Genomic DNA, 229 nt, shown 5'->3' with positions numbered 1-229 from the left:
GGAGGATCAATAGTGAAATTCAAAAAAGTACTTACATATTCTTTCGGAACGATTGTTCTTTTGTCAGGTTTAGTTACAACTAATGCTTTGGCAAAAGGAGACACAAAAGATACAGGTTATTATCTCGAGATGCCAAAAGGATTTGGTGCCAATAACTATACAGGGTCTAGAACTAAATACAATGATTCCTCAGTATATCAAAAAAACTCATGGATAGGTAGAGACAGAA

The 229-nt window shown here is 34.5% G+C and carries 1 protein-coding gene; it reads left to right on the top strand.

Annotated features, from left to right (window positions below):
* Positions 1 to 12: 12 nt before the first annotated feature.
* A partial coding sequence (locus SB659_RS20685; protein ID WP_410551804.1) for a hypothetical protein occupies positions 13 to 229 on the top strand: 217 nt, incomplete at its 3' end.

Source organism: Arthrobacter sp. SIMBA_036 (assembly GCF_046535135.1).
GTDB lineage: Bacteria > Actinomycetota > Actinomycetes > Actinomycetales > Micrococcaceae > Arthrobacter.
The sequence above is the reverse complement of the archived record's forward strand: the minus strand, read 5'-3'. Positions and strand labels throughout refer to the sequence as shown.